General features: G+C 32.1%; 13 protein-coding genes. 3 read left to right on the plus strand and 10 right to left on the minus strand.

Annotated features, from left to right (window positions below; genetic code table 11):
* Window positions 1–19: 19 nt before the first annotated feature.
* Window positions 20–2,947, minus strand: a complete 2,928-nt coding sequence (locus tag Q4Q39_RS11480) for an FAD-binding and (Fe-S)-binding domain-containing protein (protein ID WP_303282625.1) — start codon at window positions 2,945–2,947, stop codon at window positions 20–22.
* 160 nt (window positions 2,948–3,107) lie between these two features.
* Between Q4Q39_RS11480 and Q4Q39_RS11485 the strand changes: the two genes are divergently transcribed.
* Entirely contained in the window at window positions 3,108–3,599 is a 492-nt protein-coding gene (locus Q4Q39_RS11485; RefSeq protein ID WP_303282626.1) for a hypothetical protein, read from the plus strand.
* A gap of 67 nt (window positions 3,600–3,666) precedes the next feature.
* Here the strand turns inward: Q4Q39_RS11485 and bshA are convergent, their stop codons facing one another.
* From bshA to Q4Q39_RS11530, 9 genes are all read right to left on the minus strand, one after another.
* Window positions 3,667–4,803, minus strand: a complete 1,137-nt coding sequence (gene bshA, locus Q4Q39_RS11490) for an N-acetyl-alpha-D-glucosaminyl L-malate synthase BshA (RefSeq protein ID WP_303282627.1) — start codon at window positions 4,801–4,803, stop codon at window positions 3,667–3,669.
* A gap of 84 nt (window positions 4,804–4,887) precedes the next feature.
* A complete protein-coding gene (locus Q4Q39_RS11495; protein WP_303282628.1) occupies window positions 4,888–7,806 on the minus strand; it encodes a serine hydrolase domain-containing protein in 2,919 nt (972 codons plus the stop codon).
* A 280-nt stretch (window positions 7,807–8,086) separates the two neighbouring features.
* Window positions 8,087–9,310 (minus strand): phosphoserine phosphatase SerB, encoded by a 1,224-nt coding sequence (gene serB, locus Q4Q39_RS11500; RefSeq protein ID WP_303282629.1) that lies wholly within the window; start codon window positions 9,308–9,310, stop codon window positions 8,087–8,089.
* 239 nt (window positions 9,311–9,549) lie between these two features.
* Entirely contained in the window at window positions 9,550–10,035 is a 486-nt protein-coding gene (locus Q4Q39_RS11505; protein ID WP_303282630.1) for an ABC transporter ATPase, read from the minus strand.
* A gap of 7 nt (window positions 10,036–10,042) precedes the next feature.
* Window positions 10,043–10,546 (minus strand): hypothetical protein, encoded by a 504-nt coding sequence (locus tag Q4Q39_RS11510; protein WP_303282631.1) that lies wholly within the window; start codon window positions 10,544–10,546, stop codon window positions 10,043–10,045.
* Complete coding sequence (locus tag Q4Q39_RS11515) at window positions 10,546–11,337, minus strand: (Fe-S)-binding protein (protein WP_303282632.1); 792 nt, start codon at window positions 11,335–11,337, stop codon at window positions 10,546–10,548. The genes Q4Q39_RS11510 and Q4Q39_RS11515 overlap by 1 nt, the downstream gene beginning before the upstream one ends.
* A 47-nt stretch (window positions 11,338–11,384) precedes the next feature.
* On the minus strand, window positions 11,385–12,698 hold the full coding sequence (locus Q4Q39_RS11520) for a 4Fe-4S dicluster domain-containing protein (RefSeq protein ID WP_303282633.1): 1,314 nt from the start codon (window positions 12,696–12,698) through the stop codon (window positions 11,385–11,387).
* Window positions 12,699–12,703: 5 nt separating this feature from the next.
* Window positions 12,704–13,636 carry an MlaD family protein gene (locus Q4Q39_RS11525; protein WP_303282634.1) on the minus strand — a complete coding sequence of 311 codons (933 nt, stop codon included), beginning with the start codon at window positions 13,634–13,636 and terminating at the stop codon, window positions 12,704–12,706.
* Between the two features lie 50 nt (window positions 13,637–13,686).
* Window positions 13,687–14,802 (minus strand): N-acetylmuramoyl-L-alanine amidase family protein, encoded by a 1,116-nt coding sequence (locus tag Q4Q39_RS11530; protein ID WP_303282635.1) that lies wholly within the window; start codon window positions 14,800–14,802, stop codon window positions 13,687–13,689.
* Window positions 14,803–14,970: 168 nt separating this feature from the next.
* Between Q4Q39_RS11530 and Q4Q39_RS11535 the strand changes: the two genes are divergently transcribed.
* Complete coding sequence (locus Q4Q39_RS11535; protein ID WP_303282636.1) at window positions 14,971–17,754, plus strand: putative LPS assembly protein LptD; 2,784 nt, start codon at window positions 14,971–14,973, stop codon at window positions 17,752–17,754.
* Between the two features lie 81 nt (window positions 17,755–17,835).
* Entirely contained in the window at window positions 17,836–18,216 is a 381-nt protein-coding gene (locus tag Q4Q39_RS11540) for a RidA family protein (RefSeq protein WP_303282637.1), read from the plus strand.
* Window positions 18,217–18,218: the final 2 nt, after the last annotated feature.

The raw sequence follows: 18,218 nt of genomic DNA on the forward strand, positions 1-18,218 counted from the left end.
AAACACAAGAAAACTGGAGTTAAACATCTAATAACGCTTCTTTTAAAATAGTAATGGGGTGTTTTACTTCTCGTTGTGTGCCATCTTTTATCTGGTGCCTACAACTTGTTCCATTTGCAGAGATAAGAACCTCTTTCGGGGCTTTTCTAACAGCAGGAAACAGTGTTTGCCCCCCTATTTGCATACTCACCTCATAATGTTCCTTTTCATAACCAAAACTTCCAGCCATACCACAACAACCACTTGGTATAATAGTTACCTTATAATTTTTAGGAAGGTTTAAAACAGCAAAACTGGATAGTTGATTACTCATTGCCTTTTGATGACAGTGTCCATGAAACTTAATCGTCTTTTCCTCGTTAGTAAATTGTTCTGGGATTATATTTCCTAAAACTATTTCCTGTTGAATAAATTCTTCTATTAAAAAAGTTGATTTTGCTATAGTCTCTGCGGCTACTTTATCATCTGCTAATTTTAAATATTCATCTTTAAAAGTCAAAATAGCTGATGGCTCAATTCCCAATAATGGTGTATCTTCTGAAACCTTATCTTTAAAAATATCAACATTTTTATTAGCAAAATCTTTAGCTTGTTCTAGTAATCCTTTTGATAAAAATGCACGTCCAGATTCAACATTATCAATAATTTCTACAAAGTAATTTAAACGTTTTAAAAGTTCTAATGCTTCTAAACCTATTTGAGTATCTAAGTGGTTGGTAAATTCATCATTAAACAGATACACCTTTTTAATATAATTGCCCACACGCCTTTTTATGCTGAACATTTTATAATAGGCATTTAAATTACGTTTCGAAATTAGCGGTAAGCTCCTTTCTTTAGCAATACCAAAAGATTGTTTTAAAATGGCAGATGTTACCCCATTAGAAAACACAAAATTAGTAAGCTTGGGCAGCTTGCTTCCTAAACTATTTAGCTTATTATTATAAGCAAACAGTTTTGTTCGCAATGATACGCCGTTTTCTTTCTGATATTGGTACTGAAACTCCGCTTTTAAACTCGCCACATCAACACTACTTGGACATTCACTGGCACAGGCTTTACAGCTTAAGCATAAATCGAAAACTGATTTTAATTCTTTATGATTAAACTTATTTTTTTTATCTGAATTCGTTAAAAATTCACGTAAAGCATTAGCTCTCGCCCGTGTGGTATCCTTTTCATTTCTGGTGGCTCGATAACTAGGGCACATAGTACCTCCAAATTCTGGAAGCTTTCTACAATCTCCAGAACCATTACATTTTTCAGTTTCCCGCAATATTCCTTGAGATTTAGAAAAATCGAGCAAGGTTTCTATTTCCGGTTCTTCTCTGTTAGGAACATAACGCAATGAAGCATCCATTGGAAGTGCCTCTATAATCTTGCCCGGATTAAAAATAGTATCAGGATCGAATGCACTTTTAATTCGTTTTAATATTTGATAGTTTTCATCTCCAATCATCATGGATATAAACTCCGAACGTACAATGCCATCTCCATGTTCTCCACTCATGGAGCCCTTATATGTCTTCACTAAATGAGCCACATCTGTCGTTATTTTTCTAAATAACGTAATATCTGTTTGTTTTTTTAAATTTAAAATTGGACGCAAATGAATTTCACCAGCTCCTGCATGTGCATAGTATACTGCCTCTTGGTTATAACCTGCCATCAATTTTGCAAAATCTGTGATATAGTTGGACAAATCAGGTAATGCTACTGCCGTATCCTCAATACAGGCCACTCCTTTTTTATCACCAATAATATTTCCTAAAAGCCCTAGTCCAGCACTTCGTAAATCATTTGCTTTGTTTATATCGTCTCCTTTAAGTATAGGAAATGCATAACTTAAGTTAGAAGTCTTAATATCTTCCAATAAGTTTTTAACTAAAGTTTCTACATCATTTTTATTATTTGCTCTGACTTCACACATCAAAATAGCCTTCGGATCTCCTTCAATAAAGCGTCTGTTTTCTTGTTGTGTTTTATTATGTTTTGTACAATCTAAAATGGTTTTATCCATCATTTCACAGGTGTACAAATTATGTTTCATAACGGGTTCGACTGCTTTTAAGCAATTTTCTATGCTATTAAAATGCGCTGCTACCATAATTCCTTCTTGCGGAGGTAGTTTATCTAATTTTAAAGTTATTTGTGTGGTAAAAGCCAAGGTACCTTCACTTCCTGAAAGTAATTTACACATATTAAATTTTTCTGAAGTAGCTGTAAACACATCCGAATTTATTAATTCGTCTATAGCATACCCTGTATTTCTTCTGTGAATCTCTGGCTTTGGAAAATTATCAATAATACGTTTCTGAACAGTTTCAGAAATCAGCTCTGAATAAATGGTGTTATAAATATACCCTTCTAATGACTGTTCTTTTGTTTTATCAATAAATGCTTCTGATGATACTTCACCAAAAACAGCATCACTCCCATCGCTTAAAATGGTTTGCAATTCCAGAACTTTATCACGGGTTACTCCATATTGAATCGATGTGGTACCTGAAGAATTATTACCAACCATACCCCCTATCATACATCTGTTAGACGTAGATGTATTCGGTCCAAAAAACAGACCAAAAGGCTTTAAATAGTTATTTAATGTATCCCGCACAACACCAGGCTGAACGGTAATGGTTTGCTTTTCTTCATTAAGATCTAAAATATTTGTAAAATATTTAGACACATCTACTATAATACCTTCCCCAACACATTGTCCGGCAAGCGATGTCCCTGCTGTTCTCGGAATTAATGACGTTTTATGTGTTTTTGCAAAGGAAATTAAAAGCTTTATATCTTCTTTGTCTTTAGGATAAGCAACGGCCAGTGGTAAGATTCTGTAAACAGAAGCGTCTGTTGCATATATGGATTTTATTAAATCGTCATAATATAACTCACCAGAAAGTTTATCTCTTAATCCTCGAAAATGTGGAGTTAACCCCATTGTTTAATAAATATGTTTATAAATCTATAAAAGATGTTAAATATAAATACAATTTTGACGTTATTTTTGTTTATCGAATCAAATATTAATAGAATAATCTTTTTAACGAATAATATCGTATATCAATCATAAATCATTAATCAAACTAAACTTTAAACTTATGAAAAAATTACTTTTATTGTCAGTTGCTATTTTAGGATTCACTTTTGTTTCCAGCGCTCAAAGCATTTCAGATAATGCTATTGGATTGCGATTAGGAGATAGTGATGCTTTTGGTGCGGAGATATCTTATCAACGTGCTCTAGGAGATAATAATAGATTAGAAATAGATTTTGGCTGGAGAAACGCAAGCACATATGATGGTTTTAAACTGGCTGGATTGTATCAGTGGGTATTTCCTTTAGATGGTTCTTTCCATTGGTATGTTGGTGCCGGTGGTGGCCTTGGATCTTATAGCAATGACCTTTCTAACAATAGAAATGAAACGGATACCTTCCTTTTTGCTGCTGGTGATATTGGTATTGAGTATAATTTTGAAATTCCATTATTAATTTCATTAGATGCCAGACCAGAAATCGGTTTTGGAGATGATGCTTATGATAATGATGACTTAGATTTCGATATTGCTTTAAGTGTTCGTTATCAGTTCTAAATCAAATAATTACATATAAAAAAAGCGCCAATTAGGCGCTTTTTTTATATAATCATAGTTCGTTGTTTTACAAAACCAAACACTTGGTTAAAGTATCTTCATAAATAGCTTCATACTGCGGCACTATGGCGTGTAAGTCAAACTTTAAAGATTCTTTTCTGGCATTATCTTTAAAAGTCTGCAAACGACTTTCATCACTTAAAATGTGAAGTGCATGTTTCGTCATAGCTTCTATATCGCCAACATTACTTAAAAACCCAGAGACTCCATGAGCATTCACTTCAGGAATACCTCCTGTATTACTTGAAATAACTGGTACCCCAGAAGCCATTGCTTCCAAAGCTGCTAATCCAAAACTTTCTGTTACTGAAGGCAATAGGAATAAATCACTAAAACACAGTATCTTATCTATTTCATTACTTTTTCCAAAGAAAATAACCTTATCTATAATTCCTAATTCCTGACAACGTATTTCTATTTTTTCGCGCTCCGGGCCTTCTCCAACCAACATCAATTTAGCTGGCATTTCTTTTTGAATATTGTAAAAAACAGAGATCACATCTTGTGCTCTTTTTACAGGACGTAAATTACTAATATGTGTAATTATTCTTTCGTTATCGTCTGCCATCATACCTCTTTGACAATCTGTAAAGCCATGTTTGTATTTATCTAAATCGATAAAGTTTGGTACGACATGTATATCGTTTTTAATATCAAATAATCGTAATGTATCGTCTTTTAGACTTTGCGATACAGCTGTTACAGCATCCGACTTGTTTATACTAAATGTGACTGCTGGTTTATAAAAAGGATGACTTCCTACAAGTGTTATATCTGTACCATGTAATGTTGTTACTATTGGGACATAAATACCTTCTTCTTGTAACATTTTCTTAGCCATATAGGCTGCATACGCATGTGGAATGGCATAATGTACATGTAGAATTTCTATTTTATGAAGCTTTACCATATCTACTAATTTACTAGATAAGGCTAATTCGTAAGGCTGGTAGTGAAACAATGGATATTCTGGAACATTTACCTCATGGTAATGTACATTATTACTTAATAACTCCAATCTCACTGGTTGATTGTATGTAATAAAATGGATTTCGTGTCCACGTTTAGATAGTTCTAAACCTAGTTCTGTGGCTACAACTCCACTTCCTCCAAATGTTGGATAGCAAACAATTCCTATTTTCATATGCTTTAATTCTATATCTTTAAAGTTTTAAGCGCTTAAGTTTTTCAACTTTAAATACTATTAACTTATAACTTTAAGTACTTTTTAATCTTCTATCGCTTCGTAAATTAAGCGTTGTATTTCGGTTCTAATATTCTCTCTTAATAATAAATTTTTACCAGCTTTAGGATAGGTTCTATTTGCTAAAAAGATATAAACAATTTCTTCTTCTGGATCTGCCCAAGCATAGGTACCAGTAAAACCTGAATGTCCAAAACTTGTCATGGATATACATCCACATGTTGGCCCTTCCTCTCCTAATTGCGGTTTATCAAAACCAACGCCTCTCCTATTTCCTTTTCCACAATAATAACACGTATTGAATTTATCAATAGTTTCAGCTTTTAAGTAACGTTTACCACCATAAAACCCTTTTTGCAAGTACATTTGCAAAATTTTCGCTACATCGTTTGCATTACTAAAAATCCCAGCATGTCCTCCAACACCATTCTGCATAGCTGCTCCCATATCATGTACAAAACCGTGTACCTTTTGGTATCTGTAATAGTCGTCTACCTCTGTAGGTACAATTCTTTTACTACTTATTTTATAATATGGATTGTACAATGTATAATTAGCTCCTAATGATTGATAAAAATGATCTTGCACCAATTCATCAAGTCTTTTGTCGTAATGTGTCTCAATAAATTTCTTTAAAATATAATAAGGAAAGTCGCTATATCTATATCTCAGTCTATCCAACAACTCTGAGTCTTTGATAATAGCATTTATAGAATCCTTATAATCAGAACGTAAGAACAAATTCTTAGTAACCTCAATATTAAATTGATTGGTTCTTTTTCCTCTATAATATTTTTTACTTGGACGTTTGGTAACGGTATCTAAGGTATGATAATAAAATGGTTCCCACGGTCTCAATTTAGCATAGTGAGACAGCATCTTTTTTATCGTTATATCCTTTTTATTAGATTTTTTATATTCTGGTAATATTTTTGAAAGTTTGCTATCCAATGATACAATACCATTCTCTTCTAGTTCCATGAGTAAAGGTAAAGTCGCTAATATTTTTGTTAGGGATGCTACATCGTAAATATCATCAAATTGTACTTTGTTTTTTGCCTTGTAAGTATGTTTACCAAAATTCTTATTGTAAACAACTTGTCCTTTTCTTGCTACCAATAATTGAATCCCTGGGGTCATTTTATGATTGACAGCATGCTGAGCAATTGAATCTAATCGTTTTAACTTTAGAGAACTCATACCAACACGTTCTGGTATTGTATACCCTAGCCTTTTTATGGCATTGATATTAAATCCATCACCTTCTTTAAAAAACGTCCCTATAGACACTGGTAAATGCCCTTTCGCCGGAATAGCACCAAAAATGAGTTGTGCCGATTTTTGCTGAGCTATGTGACTGTTTTGATAGCTAACCACAATACCTTCTATATCATCTATACTTTTTAAATCTGAAAGTGAGTAAGGCTTCACAAAAACATCTAAAATAACAGTATGTGTTTTTGCTATTTTTTCTAACCAAATTAATTCTTCTTTGGTAAATTGATATTTATTCCATGGACTATCGTTAGAACGATGCAAGCCTATAATTACTGTATTATATACTCGAAGCTTTTTATTTAAATCATTTAATTTATCTGCTTCGATATAATGTACTTCCGTGTATTTTTTTAACTCATTAAAAAACGTAGCACCACTATCATCTCCCAAATTCACATAAGCAATCGTTTTAGTTTCTAATTCCCTTAAGGGCATAAAATGCTTATCATTCTTCACTACAGTAATAGCATTTTCAATCAATTCTTCATATAAAATATCATCTTCAAGTCTATTCAAATCTTTTGTTAAACTATATAGACCAATAGGTTCATAATTATGCAAACCAACTTTGTATTTAGCTTGCAATATCTTTTTAACCGAATGTGCCAAACGTTCTTCTGTAATATCTCCTTTATTACAGGCTTCTATAATTTTAGAAACACCTATACCTACATTTTCAGACATTAACATCACATCGTTCCCTGCATTAAAAGCAGCCAAATCTATATCGCCAGTTTCACTAAAATTTGAAGCACCTTTCATAGTAAGCGCATCCGTAAATATAAGCCCTTGAAACCCCAAAGAATCTTTTAAAATATCGGTTACAATATGCTTTGATAATGACGATGGATACCCTGAACGAGGTTCTAAACTAGGCACATTTAGATGTGCCACCATAACGCTAGACAAGCCTTCCTTTATAAGTTTTTTATATGGGTATAATTCTATTGAATCAATACGTTTTTCATTGAAATTTATGGTTGGTAATGTTTCATGCGAGTCTTGATCTGTATCACCGTGTCCAGGAAAATGCTTTGCGTTGGCCAAAACACCTGCTCCTTGCATGCCTTTCATAAAAGCTAATGCTTTTTCGGTGACATTATCTCTATCTTCACCAAAAGATCGGTTCCCTATTATTGGGTTTTTCGGGTTTGTATTAATATCTACAACTGGAGCAAAATTAAAATGCACTCCTAAGCGTTTACAATGCTCTCCTATTCGTTTTCCTGTTTGTTCTATAAGATCGTTATCTTTTATAGCTCCAAGCGTCATATTCCATGGATAAGAATACGTAGAGTCTAAACGCATACTAAGCCCCCATTCTGCATCCATTCCAACTAGCAATGGTGTTTTAGAAAACGATTGTAATTCATTATTCAATTTTGCTTGTCTAACAGGACCTCCGTTTGAATAAATGATACCACCAATATGATAATCTTTAATTAACTTAATGATCTCATTCTTTGTTTTTGCATCTTGGTTAGACATAACCTGTACCATATATAATTGCCCCACTTTTTCTGCTAGGGTCATGGACGTATACACACTATCCACCCATTTCTTTTGATCTGTAATATTTTCAGCTAGTAAAGGGTTTTCAATCGTCTGGCTAAACGCAGAAAAAATTGTGAAAAAGACTATTATTATATGAAAGATACTACGCATAGAAAGAAAGAATTAGAGGCATTAACAGCAATTAATTTAAACAAATGAAATGCCAAATTAACACTTTTAAAGAGAAGATGAAAAGACTTTCAAAGAGATTTTTAAAGAAACAGTAAACTCCTATTTTAAAACGAAGCTATGTGAAGGATTGTAGGTAACGGATTACCTATCTATTTAGGCTCTGAGATCTTATTAAATATAATTGTTAATGCCAGCTATATTTTCAAAAGACTTAGGCCTTTTTTGTTTTTTCTAGAAAAATCGAAGTTGATTTTACAGTTTATTCGATTAAATCGATATGTCTGTCGTGGTACCCCAATAAGTATAAGACACCATCTAAACCAATACTTGATATAGAATTTTGTGCATTATCTTTAACCGTTGGTTTTGCATGAAAAGCAATGCCTAGTCCTGCAAGGTTAAGCATTGGTAAATCATTAGCACCATCACCTACAGCAATAGTTTGACTAATATCTATACCTTCATTTTTAGCTATTTCTTTGAGATATTCTGCTTTTTTATTACCATCAACAATATCACCAAGGTAACCTCCTGTTAAAATACCATCTTTAATTTCTAATTGGTTGGCATACACATAATCCATTCCTAGTTTTTCCTTTAAGTAATGCCCAAAATATGTAAATCCCCCAGATAAAATAGCTGTTTTAAACCCATAACTTTTTAAGGTATCTATGAGTCTTTTTGCTCCTTTCGTTATTGGTAAATTTATGGCTACATCTTGAAGTACTTCTTCACTTAAACCTTTTAAAAGTTTCATGCGGCTTATAAAACTTTCCGTAAAGTCTATTTCTCCTTGCATGGCAGATTCTGTAATAGCTCTTACTTCATCTCCAACCCCAGCGAGTTCAGCTAATTCATCAATAACCTCTGTTTGTATTAATGTGGAGTCCATATCGAAACAAACCAAACGTCTGTTTCTCCTATAAATATTGTCTTCTTGAAAAGCTATATCAACATCTAAATCTCTAGAAATTTGCATAAATTTCTCAGTAAATTCAGCTTTATCATCAATTCTACCTCTTATAGAAAGTTGTATACATGCTCTAGGATATTCTTCTTCTTTAACAAGTGATAAACGTCCTGTAAGCCTTTTAATAGAATCTATATTTAAATTCTTTTCTGAAATTATTTTTGTTACTTCAGATATTTGTTCGGCTGCAAGTTTTTCTCCTAAAATAGTTACTATGTATCGATCTTTACCTTGTAGTGTTACCCATTTTTCATAGTCTTCCAAAGTAATTGGCGTAAATTTAGCCTGAATACCAAGCTCATAAGCCTTAAAAAGCAAATCTTTTAATACAGCTGCTGATTTTTTTCCAGATTCAATCTTAAACAAGATACCTAAAGATAGGGTATCGTGAATGTTTGCCTGTCCAATATCCAATACTTTAGCACCATATTCTGCTAAAACACTCGTTAGACTAGAGGTTAATCCTGGTTTATCTTGTCCCGAAATATTTAATAATACAATTTCGTTAGCCATAATTTCTTTTTTACACTTTATGAGCATAAAAATCATTATTCTATTTGATATATGAAAGCTTTTTCGGGTTTAATACCTATCCCCTTATGAATTTTGTAGTTATCCTAAATTTTAAGATTTACTTTTAAAAATTAATTAAGGTTTCAATAAAAAATTAGTCAGAATGGCAATTAAAACAAACTGATTACTAAATAAGACCAAATAATCATAAAAAGAAATACTAAAAATTAATTTGGTTTTTATTTAATAAATCTGCTATGCCAACTCTCACTCGCTGGTACTTCCCAATTCTCTTTAAATTCTGAGATATTAGTTACTAAGTTATTAAATACAATGGTGTTTTTAGAAATGGCTTTATCTTTTGCCATTTTCTTAAAGTCAAGAAGTGGCTTATAGGCAATGTATTCGCCTTGCTTGTAAGACACATTCATTTTATCCATTAAATCAACATGGTACTCATTTTCTAATTGTTGAATAAAATGAACTGATGCATCGATAGAACAACCTGTTGCATTATTTAATGTTTGATTTAAACCTATAATTATAAACCGTTTGTATTTTATTAATGAACCAGCTTGTAAATCACTTCCATGTGCAGTCCAGTTTTCAATAAATATATTTAGCTTCGACTGAATTTCTTCTATTTCTTGTTCTGTAAAAGAACGATTGGCTTGGTATATCCAAACCCTAGATTCTTCTGGTAATGTATTAAAATCTACTAACATGATTATTCTAAAAATTATACTTTTTCTTAAACCTTTCGGATGCTAAATAATTATAGATACTATAAATTAGGCTTCCTAAGATTAAGCATTTAAAAAAGATTCCTCTTGTTAAACTATCTGGATTTATAGCATAATTTATACCATAAACAAATAACAGAACAATTATTGGAATAATTAAAAAAAGCATGGGAGCCTTCTTTAAAAGAACCCCACTTGCTAAAATTACTATAATAACAACTGTATTAAAAATTAATGCTAATAAATCATTTAACAATACTGAAAAATTTATGATTACTCCTAAAAGATACAATCCTGCCGCTAAAAAAAGTAGTTGCTGGCTTTTAGTTAGGGAGTCTTCAGCATCAAAAATAATTCCCTTTTTCCCAATGAATCTACCTATATGAATTGATTTTTCTTTTTCAGTTCCATTAAAAGGGAATTCACATTTAGGACATAAATTCACATTAAGATCGCTATCATTTTTACAGGCTGGACACGCTTTATTTTCCATTACAAATCCTGAGCATTAGCTATTAGCTCAGCAATATCCATAACTTCAACATCGCTTTCTTTTTCTTTAGCTTTTACGCCATCGGTCATCATGGTATTACAAAATGGACAACCAGCAGCGATAATCTCTGGTTTTAATTCTAAAGCTTGTTCAGTACGTTCAACATTAACTTCTTTATCACCTTTTTCAGCATCTTTAAACATTTGAGCGCCTCCTGCCCCACAACATAAACCGTTGCGTCTACAATTTTTCATTTCAACGAGTTCTGCCTCTAATTTTTGTATAAGCTCTCTTGGAGCTTCATAAACATTATTGGCTCTACCTAAATAACAAGGGTCATGGAATGTTATACGCTTTCCTTTAAATTGCCCACCTTCTATAGTTAAACGCCCTTCATCCAGCAACGTTTTTAAAAACTGAGTATGGTGCATAACGTCATAAGTACCTCCTAATTCTGGATATTCATTTTTTATGGTGTTAAAACAATGCGGACAAGCTGTTACTATTTTTTTTACTTCATAAGCATTTAGAACCTCAATGTTGGTAACTGCTTGCATTTGAAACAAGAATTCATTTCCAGCTCGTTTTGCAGGATCTCCAGTACAACTTTCTTCAGTTCCTAATACTGCAAATTCGACATTGGCTTTGTTTAATAACTTAACAAATGCTTTTGTTATTTTTTTTGCTCTATCATCAAAACTACCTGCACAACCCACCCAAAATAATACTTCTGGTTGCTTGCCTTGAGCCATAAATTCTGCCATAGTTGGTACTTTTAATAATTCGCTCATTTTCTATTTTGAATTTTTGAATTTATAAATATTAAGCATGGAATAAACTATTCGTTTTTCCAATTTAATCGATCCATTTGGTTGTACGGCCATGGTGCGCCATTATTCTCAATATTTGTCATCATGTTATTTAATTCTACAGGAGCAGCAGACTGTTCCATAACTAAATAACGACGCATATCTAAAATGATCGATAACGGATCTATACTTACCGGGCAAGCTTCTACGCAAGCGTTACATGAAGTACATGCCCAAAGTTCTTCTTTAGTAATATAATCATCTAAGAGTTGTTTTCCATCTTCTTTAAACGTACCATTATTGGCATCAATATTTTTTCCTACTTCCTCTAAACGATCCCGCGTATCCATCATAATTTTACGAGGCGATAATTTTTTGCCTGTCTGATTTGCTGGACACTCACTAGTACACCGTCCGCATTCTGTACATGTATAAGAATTTAATAACTGAACCCAACTTAAATCTTGTACATCACTTGCTCCAAATTTAGCAGGTACCTCGCCTTCACCTTCAGTAGCTTCTTCTGGTGCTGCAAAGGGATCTATATTTGGATCCATCATCATCTTCACTTCTTTTGTTACAGCTTCCAAATTATCTAGTTGCCCTTTAGGTTTCAATTTTCCATAATATGTATTTGGAAATGCTAACAATATGTGTAAGTGCTTGGAATAATAAAGATAATTTAAGAATACTAATATTCCAACGATGTGTATCCACCATGCACCTCTTTCAATAAAATGCAAAGTACCATCAGATAAACCACTAAACCAAGGCGCTATAAATTGACTGATTGTGTTCCCCGAATTTAAACTCTGAAAATGAACATCTGTAGCATTCATAACTAAAAATAAGGTCATCAAGACCATTTCAAAATACAGAATGTAATTCGCATCATTTTTAGGCCAGCTAGTCATTTCTGATTTCCAAAAACGCTTCAGTTTTATAATATTCCTTCTAACCCAAAAAAGAATAACAGAAACAAACACTAAAACTGCTAATATTTCAAAAGCACCTATTAAAATACCATATAAACTTCCTATTGATGAAAAAATACGGTGTGTTCCAAGTAAGCCATCAATAAGAATCTCTAAAACTTCAATATTAATTATTATAAAACCAATATATACTACAACATGCAAAATACCTGAAATAGGGCGACGTACCATTTTGCTTTGCCCTAAAGCAATCATCGCCATGTTTTTCCATCGTTGGGATTTATTGTCACTAACATCTACATCTCGACCCAATTTAATATTTCTGGCAAGTTTTTTTACATTTTTAATAAAAAAACCAAGGCCTGCTATTAGTATAACTGCAAAAAGAATGTTAGGTAAATATTGCATAAAGTTTATTTAGTTTCGTCCTCTTTATATGGAATTTCTTTTTTTGATAAAATTCTAAAATAACGTTTTGGATGTAGTTTAATATCCTTTAACAGCGCTTCCATCTCTTTAGTAGCGCCTTCCAAATTCTCATATACAGCATCATCTTTAAGAAGTTTACCTAAAGATCCTTCTCCTTTGTTAAGAGCGCCTAACATACTATTTAAATTGTTAAGCGTTTTATTTAAAGTTTCTACAGTTGTACCAATATTAGCATTTTTTAATTCGGTACTTAATGCTGCTAAACCATCAGCAGTTGTTTTAAATTTTTCAAGAATACTAGCTAGGTTCTTATCATTTTTAGAAAGGACGCCATTAACTGTGTTTGAGGTATTTTTAAAGGATTTTAAAGTTTCATTTAATTCTTTGATCGTACTTTTTAATCCTGCTTCAGAATTATCATTAACAAAATCATTTAAACTATTAAACAAGGTATCTGTAGCTCGTAATGTAGAATTTAATTCACTACTAATTCCCGAAAAGTTTTTTGAAAGACTAGAAACTAAACCTGTTTCTACTTCGGATTTTAAAACGTCTCCAGATTTTGCTATATCACCATCTTTAGCCAATACTATTGCTATAGCGTTTCCTCCCATTAAACTAGTTTCATAAAGTCTCACAACACTATTTTTTGAAAACTTTAACTCTTCATTCACAAAAAATGACACTCTGGTTTTTCCAGTTTTAAAATCGTAAGCGATGTCTTTAACTTTCCCTACTGGGTTTCCTCGAACTGTAACGACAGACGACTGGGTTAAGGCATTATAATCAAACTCGGTATAATAAACATTATTGGAATCGAATAGATTTTGACCTTTTAAATAATTAAATCCAAAAATAAATAGGATGATTCCTAATATTAATAATATGCCTGTTTTAACTTCTTTTGATATTTTCAAACTAAAATGTATTAGAAAACAAATTTAAAATAAATTTAAAAAGAAACCGCTTAATTCGTAGCCGTTTTTAAAGCATCCATTAATGCTATCTTTTTACCATTTTTAAAAGCTACGATAAAACTTGAAGTATATCCTTTTTTTGCTGCTTCTGCTTCCAGTTCTTTTATTTTATCATAACTAGATGTTGCCCCATAAAAATACTTATAAATATGACCGTCTTTTAAACGAGAAATATCTTGTAATCCTTTAAAGTTGTATGGTTTTGTTTCAAGTACTCTAGAACTTGCTGCTATTTGAACTTTAAATTTAATGTTTTGAGAAAACGCAATGGTTTTTTCATTATCCTCTACCAAAGTTGTGTTATCTGTATTTATGCTTAAATATTTGAGGTATTTTTTAACGGCATTGAATAATGACTTGGTCATTATATTTTTACCCTTTTTTGAATTTAAAAAATCCTCTTCTTTTTTATGCGTTAAAAATCCTAACTCTACTAAAACACTCGGCATATAAGTATATGCTAAAACGTAAAAAATATTTTGTTTTACGCCTCTACTCCTTCTTTTTCCTATGATTTGAAATTCGTCCTCAATATATCTTGCTAATTTAATACTGTGATCTAAATATGCTTCTTGAGCCAATTCAAGCCCCAATATAAATTCAGATGAATTAGAATTAAATCCTTTATAAACTTCAGTATCATCTTCCAATGCTATTACACTATTTTCTCGTTTTGCTACTTCTAAATTTTGTTTATTTTTAGTCGTACCTAAAACATATGTTTCTGAACCATATGCTGTTCCTTTTTTACCTGGTTGCGCATTACAATGTATTGAAATAAACAAATCAACATCTTTTTTGTTAGCTAACTCAGTTCTACCTTTTAAAGTAGGAAATATATCTTTATCCCGTGTATAAACAATCGTAACATTTGCTAGTTGTTCTTTTATCATTTTACCTAAAGCTAATGAAACATCCAATGCAATATCTTTCTCTGTTGATTTGTATCTACCTGTACCTGGTGTCCCACTATCTCTACCTCCATGTCCTGGGTCTATCATAATTACAAATGAATTTGAAGGCGACTGACTGTAAGCGGATATATTGAAAGAAAGTGTTAATACTATTATAAAAGATACGAAAAGTAATACTCTGTGCGTTTTCATGTGGTGTATATAAATTAATTTTAATCGAAACGTATGTAACAACCTATAATATTTATTGCTTTAGAAGGATGCTTAAATAAGAGTTTTATCGATTAAAAAACTCAGTTTATTTTAATTTTAAATTTTTAATTGATTTATTAAATCAATCACAGAAAAATATATGTAATTTTGGCTTTTCAAAAACCGAGCCATACTTTTACAAAAATACATTTAAAAGCGTTGCATACAAACAACTTTAAAATACTTTTTGCACTAAGTTTTACAGTGTTTATTAACACGTTAAGCTTTGCTCAAGATATACCAAAAAAGGGAAAAACGATTAATCCAAGTATTAGGGATAGCGTTATTGTTAATACAGACAGCCTACTAGTTCCTGAAATATCCGAAAAGCGTCAAGATTCTACATTGACAGATTCAGTTCCTCCTAAAAAAGAACTTTTAGAGACTATAGTTACCTACCATGCAGATGATTACACAAAATTCAATCAAAAAAAGCAAAAACTATACTTGTATAACAATGCTAAGATTGACTATGGTGATATGAATATTACTTCGGGCAATATTGTTATTGATTATACTAAAAATACAGTATATGCAAAAGGTATCACCGATTCTATTGAAGGTTATACTCAAAAACCTGTTTTTACTCAAGGCAATAATGTTGTGGAACCCGACTCCATTATTTTTAATACTGAAACAAAAAAGGCACTTATATTTAATTCTAAAACGGAACAGGGAGAAGGTACCGTAGTTGCCCAGATTACAAAGAAGGAGAACGATTCTGTGTATTTCTTGAAAAATGCTAAATATACTACTGCAGAAGACCTTGAAGACCCAGAGTATTATATAAAGCTTAGAAAGGCAAAAATTGTTCCTGGTAAAAAAATAGTTACGGGATTGGCTAATTTATTTATTTATGATGTCCCTACTCCTATTGGAGTCCCTTTTGCTTTTTTTCCGCAAACCGAAAAGCAGACTTCTGGGGTTATAATACCTTCCTTTGGAGAGCAGAATGACCGTGGGTTCTTTTTACAAAATGGCGGGTATTATTTTGCGATTAGTGATTATGTCGATCTAGCAGTTATAGGAGACTATTACACCAATGGTAGTTATGGTATGCGAATGGAAAGTACGTATTCTAAACGTTATAAATATAGAGGTAATTTAGGTTTTAGATATGAAAATTTAATTAATAGTGAACGTGGTTTTCCAGACTACTCCAAAAACACCATTTACAATATACGTTGGTCACATAGTCAAGATTCTAAAGCAAACCCTAATTCACGATTTTCAGCGTCTGTTAACTTAGGTAGCAGTACCTTTTACCGTTCATCTGTAAATCAAATAAATACAGGTGCTTTTTTAAATAACTCTTTATCATCATCTGTATCATACTCTAAAACATTTCAAGGAGAACCTCAGGTAAATTTTAGTTTAACGGCAACTCACTCGCAAAACACTAATACAGAAGAAATAAACATGACACTTCCTACGTTTCAAGGGAGTATTGGTAGAATATATCCTTTTTCTTCAAAATCTGGCTCTAAAAAGGGGATTATTCAAAACATGAACCTCCAATATAATGTAAGAGGGGAAAATAGGATTAAAACGAACGATGAATTTTTCTTTAAAAAAGAAATGTTTGATGACGCTAAAGCCGGTTTTCAGCATACAGTTCCATTGAGTACAAATTTTAAAATATTTAAACATTTTAGTATTAGTGCTTCTTCTAATTACAATGAAGTATGGAGTTTTCAAACCAAAAAGAAAACATATCATCTTAGTGAGCGCGCTTTTGTAACGGATACTATTAAGAAGTTCGATTCCTTTAGAACTTACAATTTTAGTACTAGTTTAGGTACAACAGTTTACGGTATGTTCGATTTTGAAAAAGGGAAAAAAAAGGATCGAAAAATAAAAGCTATTAGGCATGTTATGAGACCTTCTGTTAGCTATAATATAAATCCTGCTTTTCATAGATATTATGAAACTGCTGAAGTTGTAAATGCTGACGGTTTAACTAAAGCAGAAGAAGACCTCATTCTAGAAAATGTTGATTTAGAATATACACGTTTTGAACAATTATCAATTTTCGGAACACCTAATAAAGACTTTTCTAGTTCTATGGGAATTTCCTTATCCAACAATCTAGAAGCTAAAATTCGTGATAAAGATAGTACAGCCACCGAGCCTAAAAAAGTGGTTTTATTAAATAACTTAAACTTTTCTACGTCTTATAATTTTGCTGCTGATGAGTTTCAATGGAGTCCCGTTAGAATGAGTGGAGGCACACAGCTTTTTGATGGAAAAATGAGTGTGAATTTTGGAGCTACTTTAGACCCCTACGCATTGGACAATAATAATAGAAAAATTAATGAATTTAATATTAATAACGGAGGGAGTCTTTTTAGATTAACAAGCGCAAACTTAACTACCAGTTGGTCAATATCCAGTAAAAAAGGGGATACAAAACAAAAAGATAAGAATATTGATGAGAATTTGCGGAGTGGCGGACGTGCAGATGATCTATTTGGAGTTTCCGAAGATTTTTCTAACCCACAGATGAATAATGATAGGGAGGATAAAAAAGAGGATGCCTCAAGTGAACATTATAATTATAAAATTCCCTGGAATTTACGTGTGGCATACGCTGTTAACTATTCGAATTCTGCACGACAGGATGAAATTTCTTCGCATTCGCTTATGTTTTCTGGAGACATCGAATTATCGCCTAAATGGTCCATAGGAGCTTCTTCTGGTTACGATTTAAAAAATGCAGGTTTCACTTTTACTCAACTACGTTTTGAACGTGATTTGTTAAGCTGGCGTATGAATTTTAGCTGGGTTCCTTTTAGCTCTAGAAGTTCATGGAATTTCTTTATTGGTATTAGATCAAGTATTTTACAAGATTTAAAATATGAGCAACGAAGACAACCAGATATTACACTCTAAATATTTATAGGTTTATTTTAACAGTTTAAGGAAAGTTTAATGAAGTTTCCATTTTCGTGGAAAAAAATAAAAAATATTTCAATGAAAAAGATAATTACAACAACGAATGCTCCTGCTCCTATTGGTCCTTATAATCAAGCTGTATTGAGCGGTAACACACTATATACGTCTGGACAAATTGCATTTAATCCAAAAACAGGAGTCCTTATTTTAGATGATATAAAAACTGAAACTGCACAGGTTATGAAAAACCTTAAAGCTGTTTTAGAAGCTGCTGGTATGACTTTTGAACACGTCATAAAAACATCTATTTTTATTAGTAATATGGATGATTTTACTCAGATTAATGAGGTATACGGTAACTATTTTAATGATGTAACTGCTCCAGCTAGAGAGACTGTACAAGTCGCCAGATTACCAAAAGATGTTAATGTAGAAATTAGCATGATTGCTATTAAATAAAT

Source organism: Flavivirga amylovorans (assembly GCF_030540875.1).
Lineage (GTDB): Bacteria > Bacteroidota > Bacteroidia > Flavobacteriales > Flavobacteriaceae > Flavivirga > Flavivirga amylovorans.